This window comes from Streptomyces manipurensis (genome assembly GCF_049570255.1).
GTDB lineage: Bacteria > Actinomycetota > Actinomycetes > Streptomycetales > Streptomycetaceae > Streptomyces > Streptomyces manipurensis.
In genome coordinates, this window is sequence record NZ_CP186950.1 from 5353361 (window position 1) to 5368535 (window position 15175).

The 15175-nt window shown below is 72.0% G+C and carries 11 protein-coding genes; 9 read left to right on the plus strand and 2 right to left on the minus strand.

What is annotated here, in order from left to right; genetic code table 11:
• Positions 1-91: 91 nt before the first annotated feature.
• From eccB to ACPU2J_RS24860, 4 genes are all read left to right on the plus strand, one after another.
• The gene (gene eccB / locus ACPU2J_RS24845) at positions 92-1672 is read left to right on the plus strand and encodes a type VII secretion protein EccB (RefSeq protein WP_420079434.1); all 1581 of its coding nucleotides are present in this window, start codon (positions 92-94) and stop codon (positions 1670-1672) included.
• 65 nt (positions 1673-1737) lie between these two features.
• The gene (mycP, locus tag ACPU2J_RS24850) at positions 1738-3000 is read left to right on the plus strand and encodes a type VII secretion-associated serine protease mycosin (protein WP_423834007.1); all 1263 of its coding nucleotides are present in this window, start codon (positions 1738-1740) and stop codon (positions 2998-3000) included.
• 212 nt (positions 3001-3212) lie between these two features.
• Positions 3213-3563 carry a hypothetical protein gene (locus ACPU2J_RS24855; RefSeq protein ID WP_420079432.1) on the plus strand — a complete coding sequence of 117 codons (351 nt, stop codon included), beginning with the start codon at positions 3213-3215 and terminating at the stop codon, positions 3561-3563.
• 43 nt (positions 3564-3606) lie between these two features.
• Complete coding sequence (locus ACPU2J_RS24860) at positions 3607-3912, plus strand: WXG100 family type VII secretion target (protein WP_361603877.1); 306 nt, start codon at positions 3607-3609, stop codon at positions 3910-3912.
• Between the two features lie 92 nt (positions 3913-4004).
• Here the strand turns inward: ACPU2J_RS24860 and ACPU2J_RS24865 are convergent, their stop codons facing one another.
• The gene (locus ACPU2J_RS24865; RefSeq protein ID WP_361603874.1) at positions 4005-4250 is read right to left on the minus strand and encodes a DUF397 domain-containing protein; all 246 of its coding nucleotides are present in this window, start codon (positions 4248-4250) and stop codon (positions 4005-4007) included.
• Positions 4251-4331: 81 nt separating this feature from the next.
• Positions 4332-8288, minus strand: coding sequence for a type VII secretion protein EccCa (eccCa, locus tag ACPU2J_RS24870; protein WP_423834008.1), 3957 nt, complete (start codon positions 8286-8288; stop codon positions 4332-4334).
• A gap of 223 nt (positions 8289-8511) precedes the next feature.
• Between eccCa and eccD the strand changes: the two genes are divergently transcribed.
• The 5 genes from eccD to dapB all read left to right on the plus strand — a co-directional run bounded on the left by eccD (position 8512) and on the right by dapB (position 15161).
• Entirely contained in the window at positions 8512-10017 is a 1506-nt protein-coding gene (gene eccD, locus ACPU2J_RS24875; RefSeq protein ID WP_423834009.1) for a type VII secretion integral membrane protein EccD, read from the plus strand.
• A 171-nt stretch (positions 10018-10188) separates the two neighbouring features.
• Positions 10189-10476: a 30S ribosomal protein S15 gene (rpsO, locus tag ACPU2J_RS24880; protein ID WP_360868846.1), complete on the plus strand. Its 288-nt coding sequence runs from the start codon at positions 10189-10191 to the stop codon at positions 10474-10476.
• Positions 10477-10783: 307 nt separating this feature from the next.
• Positions 10784-13006, plus strand: a complete 2223-nt coding sequence (locus tag ACPU2J_RS24885; protein ID WP_361603908.1) for a polyribonucleotide nucleotidyltransferase — start codon at positions 10784-10786, stop codon at positions 13004-13006.
• On the plus strand, positions 13003-14382 hold the full coding sequence (locus ACPU2J_RS24890) for a M16 family metallopeptidase (protein WP_420079429.1): 1380 nt from the start codon (positions 13003-13005) through the stop codon (positions 14380-14382). The genes ACPU2J_RS24885 and ACPU2J_RS24890 overlap by 4 nt, the downstream gene beginning before the upstream one ends.
• 26 nt (positions 14383-14408) lie before the next feature.
• Positions 14409-15161 (plus strand): 4-hydroxy-tetrahydrodipicolinate reductase, encoded by a 753-nt coding sequence (dapB, locus tag ACPU2J_RS24895; protein WP_361603862.1) that lies wholly within the window; start codon positions 14409-14411, stop codon positions 15159-15161.
• Positions 15162-15175 lie beyond the last annotated feature (14 nt).

Consider the following 15175-nt stretch of genomic DNA (forward strand, 5'->3'; position numbering starts at 1 on the left):
CCGTCAAGAGGCATAGTAGGTGCCCGGTCCGACTATCGAGGCCCGGGGACAGGGGCCGCCGGCCCGGCCGCGTGGGGGGAAGCAGACGGTCATGGCATCACGACGCGACGAGCTCAACGCGTACACCTTTGCGAAGCGGCGCACGGTGGCGGCGTTCCTCCAGCCCTCCGCGACGGGTACCGAGGAGGGTGCGCCGCGCCCCCTGCGGGCGGTCCTGCCGGGTGTGATCGTCGGGGCCCTCGTCCTCGCGGGATTCGGCGCGTGGGGCATGTTCAAGCCGACGGCGCCCAAGGGCTGGGCGGAACCGGGGACACGGGTCATCGTCGGCAAGGACTCCACGACCCGGTACGTGGTGCTGACGACGAAGGTCGACGGCAAGGACCAGACGCGCCTGCACCCCGTGCTGAACCTCGCCTCCGCCCGACTCCTGCTGGACCCGCAGAAGTTCAAGGTCATCCAGGTCGAGGACAAGGTCCTGGACGCGGGCCGGCCGCCGCGCGGACCCATCATCGGCATCCCGTACGCCCCCGACCGGCTCCCCTCCAAGGCCGAGGCCGCCAAGGCCAAACGCTGGGCCGTCTGCCAGCAGCCCGGCGGCAACGGCCGCGGGGTGCAGACCGCCACCTTCGTCCTCGCCGACCGCGAGGCCGCCCGCACCGACGACGCCCGCCGGCTCACCGACACCCAGGCCCTCTACGTGCAGAGCACCGGTACGGGCAACGAGCGCTACCTGGTGGACGCGAACGGCACCAAGTACAGGTTCCCCGAGGGCACCCCGGCCGCCACGACGATGACCAACGCCCAGGTCGGCACCGGCGCCACCCCCCAGCAGGTCAGCCCGGAATGGCTGGGGACCCTCAACTCCGGCGACGACCTCGCCTTCCCCGCACTCCCCGGCAGGGCGGGCGCCGACGCCGGCGTCAAGGGCCTGGCCGCCGCCGACAACAAGGTCGGCATGGTGCTCACGGCGCAGACCGGATCCGGGACCCAGTACTACGTGGTCCTCCCCGGCAAGGTGGCCCCGGTCTCCGACTTCGTGGCCTGGCTGCTGATCTCCGCACCGGCCACCGACGGGCTCAACATGCACGGCAAGGCCCGCGAGATCGACCTGCAGTCCATCGCCCCGGACACCACCCCCTTCGCCGCCGACGCCCGCTGGCCGCGGAAGAAGACCGAACGGATCAACCAGACCGCACCGGCGGCCGGCGGCCAGGGCGACGGCTCCCACCACCGCGACACGGTCTGCAACGTGCTGCGCTCGGTCGACGGCCAGGGCAACCAGACCCTGAGCACCTGGGCCGGCACGGGCTTCCCCATCGACATCACCGCCAGCGGCACCAGCGCCTACGTCACCCCCGGCTCCGGCCTCCTCTACACCCAGGTGCAGGGCAAACAGACCACCGCCGGCGGCTCCCTCTTCCTGGTCACCGACACCGGCCTGCGCTACGCCGTGCAGGCCAACGGCGACAGCGACGCCGCGCAGTCGGGGATCGGGGCGCCCGACCCGTCCAAGGGCGGCGGCCGGACCGGCCGTCCCGAGGCCAGCCAGGCCCAGGTCCGGCTCGGGTACGGGGGAGTGACCCCCGCCCTGGTGCCCATCGCCTGGTCGGAGTTCCTCTCCAAGGGGCCGCGCCTGGACACCAACTCCGCCCGCCAGCCCCAGGGATCGTGAGGCAGCCCACCATGCACCTGCCGCCCGCCGCCCCTCCGACGCCGGCCCCGCCGTCTCCCCGGCCGGTGCGGCGGACCACAGGGCCCGCGCGGGCCGCCGCCCTCGGCCTCGCCCTGACCGCCGCCGTCGCCGCCGTCGCCACGGGTGCGACGGCCGCGCAGTCCGCGCCGGCGCAGCCCGCGCCCCCGTACGCCGTGGGCCTCGACGGCGCCGGGGAGTGCACCTTCCCCATGAAGCAGCAGATCGCCGACCGCCCCTGGGCGCTCCAGAGGATCCTGCTCGACGAGTTGTGGGCGCAGACGAAGGGCAAGGACAAGAAGGGCAGGAGCGTACGGGTCGCCGTCATCGACACCGGGGTGGACCGCGCCAACCCGCAGCTCGGCCCGGCCCTCGACGTGGGCGCGGGCAAGGACCTCGTCGACCCGAAGGGGGGCGACGGCACGGCCGACACCGTCGGCCACGGCACCAAGGTCGCCGGGCTGATCGCGGCCCGTCCCCAGGAGGGCACCGGCTTCGTGGGGCTCGCGCCGGACTCCACGATCATCCCGATCCGGCAGAACGACGGGCAGGGCAAGGGCAACGCCCTCTCGCTGAGCCAGGCCATCGACCACGCCGTCGCCAAGGGCGCCCAGGTGATCAACATCTCCCAGGACACCGACGCTCAGCTGACGGCGGACTCCGAACTCGCCAAGTCGGTGAGCAAGGCCGTGGCGGCGAACATCGTCGTCGTGGCCTCGGCCGGCAACGACGGCACGAGCGGCCGCAAGCGCAGGACCTACCCGGCGGCCTTCCCCGGCGTGCTCGCCGTGGGCGCCTCCGACCGCAACAACGAACGCGCCGAGTTCTCCCAGCCCGGCGACTTCATCGGGGTGGCCGCACCCGGGGTCGACATGGTCTCCACCGTCCCCGGCTTCGGCCAGTGCATCGACAACGGCACCAGCTTCTCCGCCCCCTACGTCGCCGGCGTGGCCGCCCTGCTGCGCGCGGAGCACGAGGACTGGACCGCCCAGCAGATCGTCTGGCAGATCCAGAACACCGCGGAACGCTCCGTCAAGGGCCGCGACGACTACGTGGGTTGGGGCGTCGTGGACCCGGTCCGCGCACTCGGGCAGGACCAGCAGCCGCCCACCGCCCCCGTACCCGACCCGGGTCCGCCCCCGGCCGCCGCCCCGCAGGCCGCTCCGCTGCACCTGACCGAGACCGCGCAGGAGCGGGCGGAGCGCCTGGGCACGTACGCTCTCGGCATCGGCGCCGTCCTGATCGCCGTCATCGCCGGTACGGCGACCGTCGTGAAGGAAGCCCGCAACCGCCGACGGCGTTTGCAGTGAACGGTCACGGTTCGTCAACGGAAGCGCCCGACCGGTGTTGGGCGCGGACGGCGAACTGACTAGAGTGACCGCAGGCTTCACGAGTGTGATCGGGGGATCGTGTGAAGCGGAGGGGGACGACCCGGGGCGTGCAGCCCGCAGCCACGCCCGGCAGCCCGCTCCGCCGCGCAATCCGCCTGGTCCGCCGGCGAATTCAGAAGTGAGGAGCTTCGATGAGCACGAACACCTTCGGACTTGCGGACGACCCGGTCGTCCGGGCGAAGAACAAGATCGAGGAGACCGGCACGGCCGTCTCCAAGCAGGCCCGTGAGCTGGCCGACATCCTCGCCACCGTGAGCGCCGGCTGGACCGGTGTGGGCGCCTCGGGCTTCATCACCGCCCAGAGCACCCTCAACGACAGCCACGACGAGATCCGCCGGCTGCTCGGCGTCCTGCACAACGCGGTGGCGCAGACGAAGAACCTCAGCAACGCCCAGGACGACGAGGTTCGCGCCGCGTTCAAGAACGCCGTCCAGCCGTCGCAGTCCGGCACCGGCCCCCGCTCGGGCCTCGACGGCATCTGACGACACGTCGCCCCCGGTCGGACACAGCGAGAAGGAGCAGAGCATGACGGCGAACGACGGCACCCGGGTCCGGTACGAATCCGTCCAGCAGATGGCGGACCGCATCCGGATCGTCTCCGGGAACATCATCAAGGACCTGGAGCAGATGGAACAGGCCCTGAAGGTCGTCACCGACACCTGGGACGGTGAGGCGCACCGCGAGTACGTCACCCTCCAGGGCAAGTACAAGGGCAAGGCCAGCACGATGCAGGCCGAGCTGGAGAAGGTCGCCAAGCTCATCGAGCGCGGCAAGGACGACTACCGCGCCACCGACAAGCGGGCGTCGACCCTCTTCACCGAGGCCTACTGACCCCGGGACGGGCCCGCGCGCCGGGTCCCGCACGGTGAAGGGGCGCGCCCAGACCGGGCGCGCCCCTTCACCGTGTGTGCCCCGACGGACCCTCAGGGCTCCTGCCGGTCCAGGTCGAACTCCCCGTCCCGGGCCCCGAGCACGAACGCCTCCCACTCGGCCGCCGTGTAGCGCAGCACCGTCTCGCGGTCCAGCGAGGACCGCATGGCCACCGCCCCCTCCGGGAGCCGGGCGATCTCCACCCGCTCCTCGTCCGGGCTGGTCCCGGGCGGGCCCTCCCACTCCACACCGCTGATGTCGAGCGCGTACAGCTCGTCCTTCTCCTGCTGGGTGCCCATGAGCGGCCCCTTCCCTCGGTGGTGCGGTCTTCACGGCCGATTATCGGGGCAGCGCCCCCGGCAGGGACGGGTTTCCGCCGATCACATGCCGCCCGGCATCCGGCCGAGCTGCACCAGCGACGTGCCCCGCCTGCGCGAGACGAAGTAGCCCCGGCCCGGCGGCATCGGGCGCGGACGCACCGTACCCACCAGGTCGCCCTCGGCCGGGTCGCCCGACAGGACCAGGCCCTGCGCGCCCAGCTCCTTGATCCGCTGCATGAACGACTCGTACATCGAGCGCGAGGCGCCCGCCGTGCTCCGCGCGATGATGAAGCGCACGCCCGTGTCCCGGGCGAAGGGCAGGTACTCCACCAGCGGCGCCAGCGGATTGCCCTGGCTCGTCGCCACCAGGTCGAAGTCGTCGATGATGATGAACACGTCCGGGCCCGTCCACCAGCTGCGGTCGCGCAGCTGCTGCGGGGTGACGTCGGGCGGCGGCTGCCGGCGCGAGAACACCCCGCCCAGCGCCTCCATGTGCATCTGCAGCGAGTTCGCCATCGGCGCGTACTCCAGCAGGTGCTCCTCCGGGAGCGCGCCGAGCAGGGTCCGCCGGTAGTCGCCGACGACCAGCCGCGCCTGGTCCGGGGTGTAGCGCTCCGCGATCTGCTTCGCGATGAGCCGCAGCAGGTTGGTCTTGCCGGACTCGCTCTCGCCGAAGACCAGCAGGAACGGATCGGAGTCGAAGTCGACGAACACCGGCTCCAGGGCTGTCTCGTCGATGCCGATCGCGATGCCGCGCTCGGGGAACTCCCCGCCCTTGGGCAGCTGGTCGGCGTGGAGCAGCCGCGGCAGCAGCCGGACGCCCGGAGCCGCCGGGCCCGCCCAGTTCTGCCGCACGGCCTCCACGAACGCCGCCGTCGCCTCCGACAGGTCACCGGTGTCGTGGGAGCCGTCGATCCGGGGGAGCGCCCCCAGGAAGTGCAGCTTCTCGGGCACCTGGCCGCGCCCGGGCATGCCCTGGGGCACGTTCGCCGCGACCTTCCGGTCGAACTCCGAGTCCATGGTGTCGCCGAGCCGCAGCTCCAGCCGGCCCAGCATCTGGTCCTTCAGCGCGGCCCGCACCTCCATGTACCGCGCCGCGGTGATCACCACGTGGATGCCGTAGCCCAGGCCGCGCGAGGCGATGTCCGTGACCACCTGCTCCAGGCCCTCGTACTCGCCGCGGAAGTTGCCCCAGCCGTCGACGATGAGGAAGACGTCGCCCCACGGCTCGTGCGGCAGCTCGCCCGCTGCCCGCCGGCGCCGGTAGGTCCCGATCGAGTCGATGCCGTTCGCGCGGAAGAACTCCTCCCGGCGGTTGAGGACACCCCCCACCTCCGCGACCGTGCGCCGCACCCGCTCCGGGTCCAGCCGCGAGGCGACACCACCCACGTGCGGCAGCCCGGCGATCGCCGACAGGCTGCCGCCGCCGAAGTCCAGCGCGTAGAACTGCACCTCCCGCGGGGTGTGCGTCAGCGCGAACGAGGACACCAGCGTCCGCATCAGCGTCGACTTGCCCGACTGCGGACCGCCGACCACCATCAGATGGCCCGCCGCCCCCGAGAAGTCCCGGTACAGCACCTCGCGCCGCTGCTCGAACGGCTTGTCGATCAGACCCAGCGGCACGATCAGCCCGCCCGGGCGGGTGTACCCCTGCGCGTGCAGCCCGCGCTCCGCGCTCGGCGCCGGCGCCGGCAGCAGCTGGTCCAGTGCCGGAGCCCGGTCCAGCGGAGGCAGCCACACCTGGTGCGCCGGCACCCCCTGGCCCTCCAGCCTGCCCACGATCACGTCCAGCACCGTGTCCGCGAGGGCGTCGTCCTCCCGCTCCGACCGCGCCGTCAGGTACGCCGGGTCCGGGGCCGCGTACACCACCGGCACCGGGGCCGCCGTGAACAGCACGGGACGCCGCTCCACCGGGAACGCCCCCACCGACAGGTCCGGGCCGCCCGAACGGTACGTGCCCGAGACGTACGCCGCCTTGAAGCGCACCATCTCGTCCGTACCGAACTTCAGATAGCCCGAACCGGGCACCGACGGCAGGTGGTAGGCGTCCGGCACCCCGATCGCGGTCCGCGACTCCGCCGCCGAGAACGTCCGCAGACCGATCCGGTACGACAGGTAGGTGTCCAGACCGCGCAGCTTGCCCTCCTCCAGCCGCTGCGAGGCCAGCAGCAGGTGCACGCCCAGCGACCGGCCGATGCGCCCGATCTGGATGAACATGTCGATGAAGTCGGGCTTCGCCGTCAGCAGCTCGCTGAACTCGTCGATGACCAGCACCAGCGAGGCCAGCGGCTCCAGCGGCGCACCGGCCGCGCGGGCCTTCTCGTAGTCGTGGATGTTCGCGTAGTTGCCGGCTGCGCGCAGCAGCTCCTGGCGGCGCTGCAGCTCGCCGCGGATCGAGTCGCCCATGCGGTCCACGAGCGTCAGGTCGTCCGCCAGGTTCGTGATGACCGCCGCCACGTGCGGCATCTGCCCCATGCCCGTGAAGGTCGCACCGCCCTTGAAGTCGGCGAGCACGAAGTTCAGCGTCTCCGAGGTGTGCGTGACCGCCAGACCCAGCACCAGCGTGCGCAGCAGCTCCGACTTGCCCGAACCGGTCGCGCCCACGCACAGGCCGTGCGGCCCCATGCCCTCCTGAGCCGCCTCCTTCAGGTCCAGCATCACGGGCCCGCCGTCCTCGCCGACACCGATCGGCACGCGCAGCCGCTCGCCCGCGGACCGCGGCCGCCAGGTCCGCGCCACGTCGACGGCCGCCGGGTCGCCCAGGTTCAGCAGGTCCGTGAAGTCCAGATTCGCCAGCAGCGGCTCGTCGTCGTCCCCGCCGCCCGTCCGCAGCGGCGCCAACTGCCGTGCGAGGGCCTCCGCCGCGGGCAGCGACAGGGCGTCCGGGACGCCCTCGTACGCGACCCCGCCGCCCGACTCCAGACGCAGCCGGCCCGGACGCACCACGACCGACAGCCCGCCGCGCCGCTCGTCCAGCTCACCCGCCACCACCTCCACGATGGTGACGCCCTGCAGCCCCTCCGCCGCCGCGAACACCGAGTCCGGGGGCACCATCCCGCCGTCCAGCACCACCACCAGGTGCGGCTGGTCCAGCACCGGGGACACCTCACGGCTGAACCGCGGCCGCCCCTCCAGCCGCGGCCCCAGCAGCCCCTCCAGCTCCGCCAGGTCGTCACCGAACAGCCGCTTCGTACCCGCCCCGTCGACCTGACCGGCCACCTGCGTGTGCGGCAGCCACTTCGTCCAGTCCCACGACGGCACCGCACCCGGCGCGGCGACCACCGCCACCACCAGGTCCTCGGGGGAGTGCAGCGTCGCGAGCTGGGCGACCATCGCCCGCGCGACACCGCGCGCCGACGCCGGCTCCCCGGACACCGTCACGTGGTAGAACGCCCGCATCGACAGCGCCACCGGCAGACCGTCCAGCGAGGAGTGCACGCGCAGGAAACGCTGCATCGCCCCCGCGGTCAGCGGCTCCAGCTCGTCCACCGGCGCCGTCTCCGGCGCCACCAGCGGCGTCGCCAGCCGCTGCGCGCCCAGACCCACCCGGACCTGCCCGAAGTCCGGATCGCCGACCCGCCGCTCCCACAGCCGCGAACCCTCCGCGACCACCGACCACAGCTGCTCGGGTGCCGGGTGCAGGTACCACTGCGCGTCCCGCTGCGCCCGCGCGGTCCGGCGCACCTGACGACGCGTCTGGGCGAGGTACTTCAGGTAGTCCCGCCGCACATCCGCCATTTGCCCCTGCGTACCGCGCCGGTGCCGGACCAGCTGCGCCACGACCATGGCCACCGTCGACACCAGCATCAGCACGCCCATGATGCGCATGAACGGCGCCGCACCCGGCATGAAGAAGAAGACGACCGAAGAGCCCATGCCCAGCATCGGCAGGAGCTGCATCAGCATGCCCTCCTGCTGCCCCCGCGGAAGCTCGGGCGGGGACTCCAGCCGCAGTTCCTCGGCGGGAACCTCCGGCGGCAGGGACCGCGGCGGGCGTTTGACGACGATCTGGCTCACCGGAGCATCCATCCCTCGAAAGCGGACGGGACGTCGCAGCCGGCGCCCCCCAAGTCCCGGGTGCTGAGGGGCTCTCCCCCCACGCGACCGCGATCCTACTGGTCGACGACCGCGCAGCGTCCCCCAGTCGGCCCAGCCGGACACCCCCTGTAGGGTGTCGCGCGCGGCATGCGCATCCGCGAATCGGCTGCGGACGCGGGCACCGAAAAGGGGGGTCTCAACGGTGAGTACGGCCGGGACGACGGGTTTCTGCAGGGTCACCGTCGTGGCCCCCGACAGCCGGATCGACGTGGCCCTCCCCGAGGACATCGCCGTCGCCGACGTCTACCCCGAACTGCTCCGGCTCACCGGCCAGACCCAGCCCGTCGGCGCACCCACCGGCTTCCACCTCGTCCGCCGCTCCGGCACCGTCCTGGACGGGGCCCGCACCCTCGCCGCCCAGCAGGTCCTCGACGGCGAGGTGCTCAGCCTGCGCCCCTTCGCCGAGTCCCTGCCGCCCGCCGTCTTCGACGACGTCTCCGACGCCGTCGCCTCCGCGGTCGTCCGCGACCGCCACCGCTGGAGCGACGACATGCTGCGCGGCGCCGGCCTGGCCGGCTCCGCCGTCCTCCTCGTCATGCTGGCCCTCGTCCTCTGGTACGCCGACCCCGTCCGCCACGACATGCACGGCCTGCCCGGGATCATCGCGGGCGCCGTCGGTCTCCTGCTCACCGCCGTGGCCGGGGTGCGCGCCCGCGTCTACCGCGACCGCCTCTCCGCCGTGGCCCTCGGCCTCGGCGCCCTGCCCCACCTGCTCATCGCCGGTTCCGGGATCATCGCCCCGGACGCGGGCCACGGCCCCGGACGGCTGCAGTTCCTCCTCGGCTGCGTCTGCGTCCTGGTCGCCTCCGTCGCCCTGGTCGCCCTCACCCCCAGCGGGGACGCCCCCTTCGTGGCGGCCGTCTTCGTCGCCGCCACCGGGACCCTGGCCACCTTCGGGGCGATCGCCACCGAGGCCTCGGCGACCTGGACGGCCGCCGTGTGCGCCCCCGTCGCCATCGGCCTCGTCGCCTTCCTCCCCGGACTCTCCGCCCGCTTCGCCCGCCTGCCCATCGGCTACGCCGCCCCGCAGAGCGTCACCGAGGACTACCAGACCCCGGACCGCTACGAGACCGAGCCGTACGGTGACCAGCCCGGCGCCGACCAGGCCGAGCAGGGCACCCCGCTCGACGCCGAGGCCATCGCCGCCCAGGCCCGCCGCGGCCACGAGATGCTGCTCGGCCTCGTCGGCGGCTGCTCCGCCGTCGCCGTCGGCGCCGCCGCCGTCCTCGGCTTCTCCGACAACACCTGGGCACGGCTGCTGGCCCTGGCCACCGGCCTCGCGATGCTCCTGCGCGCCCGCCTCTTCCGCTACACCTCCCAGGTGGTGTGCGCCCTCACCGCCGGGCTCGCGGCGGTCGCCCTGCTGATCCTCGGCCTGTCGCTGCATCCGCCCGCCGCCCTGCGCGAAGCCCTGCTCCTGGAGCACGACCGCAGCGGCCTGGACCTGCGTACCCTCTGGCTCACGGCCGCCGTCGCCGCCGGAGCGGCCCTCCTCGCGGGAATTGCGCTGGTCATTCCCCGCAAGGGTCTGTCACCCTTCTGGGGACGGCTGCTCGACCTCACCGAGGCGGCGGTCCTGCTCAGCCTGGTGCCCCTGGCCCTGGCCGTGCTCGACGTCTACTCCCGGGCCCGCTCTCTCACCAGCTGAGACGGGCCCGAGCGGCAGCCTGGTACGCTGTGTGACGGCCGTTTGTGTACGCGCCTCCGGAACGCTCTGGAGGCTGCGCTCAGCGGACCCCGCCTCCCGAGTTACGGAAGATCCCCAGAGAATTCGACCTGGGGCACTCGGTGGCAACGAAGACCCAAACGAGGAGTACGCGTGCCGCTCGACGCCGCTACGAAGAAGCAGATCATCACCGAGTTCGGTACCAAGGAGGGCGACACCGGCTCCCCCGAGGTCCAGGTCGCGATGCTGTCGCGCCGCATCTCGGACCTGACCGAGCACCTCAAGACCCACAAGCACGACCACCACTCCCGTCGTGGTCTGCTGATCCTGGTCGGCCAGCGTCGCCGCCTGCTGCAGTACCTGGCCAAGAAGGACATCCAGCGCTTCCGTACGCTGGTCGAGCGCCTCGGCATCCGCCGCGGTGCGGCCGGCGCCAAGTAAGACGCCGTGAAGGGAGCGGTTCCCACATCCGGGGGCCGCTCCCTTTGCTGTACGTGCGGTACGGACCGGTCCCTTTGTAGTCTGGAACGGACGCACGTGTACGTCCGACGACGAGACGTGCACAACTGAAGAGGAGGAGCGCCCTCCCACCGCCGCCGGTCCTCGGTAGTGGCACCCGGAATGCCCCAGGGGGCAACGAACCGGATGCTTCGATCGAAGACCGGCCCGCACGCCAGGAGCGCTTCTCCGCAACCGTCCACCGCCACACGGGCGGCGGACGGAGACGACGAAAATGGAGAAAACGCTAGTGGAGAACGAGACCCACTACGCCGAGGCCGTCATCGACAACGGCTCCTTCGGCACCCGCACCATCCGCTTCGAGACGGGCCGTCTGGCCCGCCAGGCCGCCGGCTCCGCCGTTGCCTACCTGGACGACGACACGATGGTGCTGTCCGCCACCACCGCGTCGAAGAAGCCCAAGGACCAGCTCGACTTCTTCCCCCTGACGGTGGACGTCGAGGAGCGGCAGTACGCGGCCGGCAAGATCCCCGGCTCCTTCTTCCGTCGCGAGGGCCGGCCCTCCGAGGACGCGATCCTCACCTGCCGCCTGATCGACCGCCCGCTGCGCCCGTCCTTCAAGAAGGGCCTGCGCAACGAGATCCAGGTCGTCGCCACGGTCATGGCGCTCAACCCGGACCACCTGTACGACGTCGTCGCGATCAACGCCGCGTCCGCGTCCACCCAGCTGGCCGGCCTGCCCTTCTCCGGCCCGATCGGCGGCGTCCGCGTCGCGCTGATCCGCGGCCAGTGGGTGGCGTTCCCGACGCACACCGAGCTCGAGGACGCCGTCTTCGACATGGTCGTCGCGGGCCGCACCCTGGAGGACGGCGACGTCGCGATCATGATGGTCGAGGCCGAGGCCACCGAGAAGACCATCGCCCTCGTCAAGGGCGGCGCCGAGGCGCCGACCGAGGAGATCGTCGCCGCGGGCCTCGAGGCCGCGAAGCCGTTCATCAAGGTCCTCTGCAAGGCCCAGGCCGACCTCGCCGCCAAGGCCGCCAAGCCCGAGGGCGAGTTCCCGGTCTTCCTGGACTACCAGGACGACGTGTACGAGGCCCTCGCGGCCGCCGTCAAGGGCGAGCTCTCCCAGGCGCTGACCATCGCGGGCAAGCAGGACCGCGAGGCCGAGCTGGACCGCGTCAAGGAGATCGCCGCCGAGAAGCTCCTCCCGGCCTTCGAAGGCCGCGAGAAGGAGATCTCCGCCGCGTACCGCAGCCTGACCAAGGCCCTGGTCCGCGAGCGCGTCATCAAGGACAAGGTCCGCATCGACGGCCGCGGGATCACGGACATCCGTACCCTCGCCGCCGAGGTCGAGGCCATCCCGCGCGTGCACGGCTCGGCGCTGTTCGAGCGTGGCGAGACCCAGATCCTGGGCGTCACCACCCTCAACATGCTCCGCATGGAGCAGCAGCTGGACACCCTCTCCCCGGTGACCCGCAAGCGCTACATGCACAACTACAACTTCCCGCCGTACTCCGTCGGCGAGACCGGCCGCGTCGGTTCGCCGAAGCGCCGCGAGATCGGCCACGGCGCGCTCGCCGAGCGCGCGATCGTGCCGGTCCTCCCGACCCGCGAGGAGTTCCCCTACGCGATCCGCCAGGTGTCCGAGGCCCTCGGCTCCAACGGTTCGACGTCCATGGGCTCGGTCTGCGCCTCGACCATGTCGCTGCTGAACGCCGGTGTGCCCCTCAAGGCCCCCGTCGCCGGCATCGCCATGGGCCTGATCTCCCAGGAGATCGACGGCAAGACCCACTACGTCGCCCTCACCGACATCCTCGGTGCGGAGGACGCCTTCGGCGACATGGACTTCAAGGTCGCCGGCACCAAGGAGTTCGTCACCGCGCTCCAGCTCGACACCAAGCTCGACGGCATCCCGGCCTCCGTCCTGGCCGCGGCCCTCAAGCAGGCCCGCGACGCCCGCCTCCACATCCTCGACGTGATGATGGAAGCGATCGACACGCCGGACGCCATGTCCCCGTTCGCCCCGCGGATCATCACCGTCAAGATCCCCGTGGACAAGATCGGTGAGGTCATCGGCCCCAAGGGCAAGATGATCAACCAGATCCAGGAGGACACCGGCGCCGAGATCACGATCGAGGACGACGGCACCATCTACATCGGTGCCGCCGACGGCCCGGCCGCCGAGGCCGCCCGCGCCACGATCAACTCGATCGCCAACCCGACCATGCCGGAGGTCGGCGAGCGCTACCTGGGTACGGTCGTCAAGACCACCACCTTCGGTGCCTTCGTCTCCCTCATGCCCGGCAAGGACGGCCTGCTGCACATCTCGCAGATCCGCAAGCTCGCCGGTGGCAAGCGCGTGGAGAACGTCGAGGACGTGCTCGCGGTCGGCACCAAGGTCCAGGTCGAGATCGCCGAGATCGACCAGCGCGGCAAGCTCTCCCTGATCCCCGTGATCGAGGGCGAGGACGCCGCCGACGAGGCTGACAAGGACGACTCCGACAAGTGACGTCGCGTAGTTCCCGTGTGACGGCCCGCCCCTCTTCGGAGGGGCGGGCCGTCGCCCGTACCCAAACCCTGCTCAAGGGCGAGAACGGCATCGGCACCGTCCGGCGCACCGTCCTCCCCGGCGGACTGCGCGTCGTCACCGAGACGCTGCCCTCCGTCCGCTCCGCCACCTTCGGCATCTGGGCGCACGTGGGCTCCCGGGACGAGACGCCCGCCCTGAACGGGGCCACGCACTACCTGGAGCACCTCCTCTTCAAGGGCACGCACAAGCGCAGCGCCCTCGACATCTCCGCCGCGATCGACGCGGTCGGCGGCGAGATGAACGCCTTCACGGCGAAGGAGTACACCTGCTACTACGCCCGGGTGCTCGACACCGACCTGCCGCTGGCCATCGACGTGGTCTGCGACATGCTCACCGGCTCGCTCATCCGCGAGGAGGACGTCGACGCCGAACGCGGGGTCATCCTCGAAGAGATCGCGATGACCGAGGACGACCCGGGCGACATGGTCCACGACCTGTTCGCGCAGACCATGTACGGGGACAGCCCCCTGGGCCGCCCGGTCCTCGGAACGGTCGACACGATCAACGCCCTCGCCGCCGACCGGATCCGCCGCTTCTACAGGAAGCACTACGACCCGACCCACCTGGTCGTCGCCGCCGCCGGCAACGTCGACCACAACAAGGTCGTGCGCCAGGTCCGCGCCGCCTTCGAGAAGGCCGGCGCGCTGACCCGCACCGACGCCGTCCCGATCGGCCCGCGCACCGGCACCAAGCGCATCCGCACCTCCGGCCGCGTCGAGCTGGTGAGCCGCAAGACCGAGCAGGCCCACGTGGTCCTCGGCATGCCCGGCCTCGCCCGCACCGACGAGCGCCGCTGGGCGCTGGGCGTGCTGAACACCGCCCTCGGCGGTGGCATGTCCTCCCGGCTCTTCCAGGAGGTCCGCGAGAAGCGCGGCCTGGCCTACAGCGTGTACTCGTACACCTCCGGCTTCGCCGACACCGGCCTGTTCGGCGTGTATGCGGGCTGCCGGCCCAGCCAGGTCCACGACGTCCTGCGGATCTGCCGCGACGAGCTCGACAAGGTCGTCTCCGAAGGCCTCGCCGACGACGAGATCAAGCGGGCCATCGGCCAGCTCTCCGGCTCCACCGTCCTCGGCCTGGAGGACACCGGCGCGCTCATGAACCGCATCGGCAAGAGCGAGCTGTGCTGGGGCGACCAGATGTCCGTCGACGACATGCTGGCCGAGATCGCCGCGGTCACCCCGGACGACGTCCGCGCGGTCGCACAGGATGTACTGGCCCAGCGCCCCTCGCTGGCGGTGATCGGCCCGCTCAAGGAGAAGCAGGCCGCCCGCCTCGACGACGTGGTCGCCTAGATCCGTACGGCAAGTTAGGAAGCAACATGAGCAAGCTGCGCGTGGCGGTCATCGGAGCCCGGGGCCGGATCGGCTCCGAGGCGGTCAAGGCGGTCGAGGCCGCCGAGGACATGGAACTGGTCGCGGCGCTCGGCCGCGGCGACAAGCTGGAGACGCTGACCGAGGCCGGGGCCCAGGTCGCCGTCGAGCTGACCACCCCCGCCTCGGTGATGGAGAACCTGGAGTTCCTCGTCGGCCACGGCATCCACGGCGTGGTCGGCACCACCGGCTGGAACGAGGACCGCCTCGCGCAGCTGCACACCTGGCTCGCCGCCTCCCCGGAGACCGGCGTGCTGATCGCGCCGAACTTCTCCATCGGCGCGGTCCTCACCATGAAGTTCGCCGCCCAGGCCGCCCGCTACTTCGAGTCCGTCGAGGTCGTGGAGCTGCACCACCCCAACAAGGTCGACGCCCCCTCCGGCACCGCGGCCCGTACCGCGCAGCTCATCGCGGCCGCGCGGGCCGAGGCCGGCCTCGGCGCCCAGCCGGACGCCACGGCCACCGCGCTCGACGGCGCCCGCGGCGCGGACGTGGACGGCGTACCGGTCCACGCCGTGCGGCTGCGGGGCCTCCTCGCCCACCAGGAAGTGCTGCTGGGCGGCGAGGGCGAGACCCTGACCATCCGTCACGACTCCCTGCACCACAGCAGCTTCATGCCGGGCATCCTGCTCGGCGCGCGCCGCGTGACGCAGACCCCGGGCCTCACCTTCGGCCTGGAAAACTTCCTCGACCTGGGCTGACCGGACTGATTCAC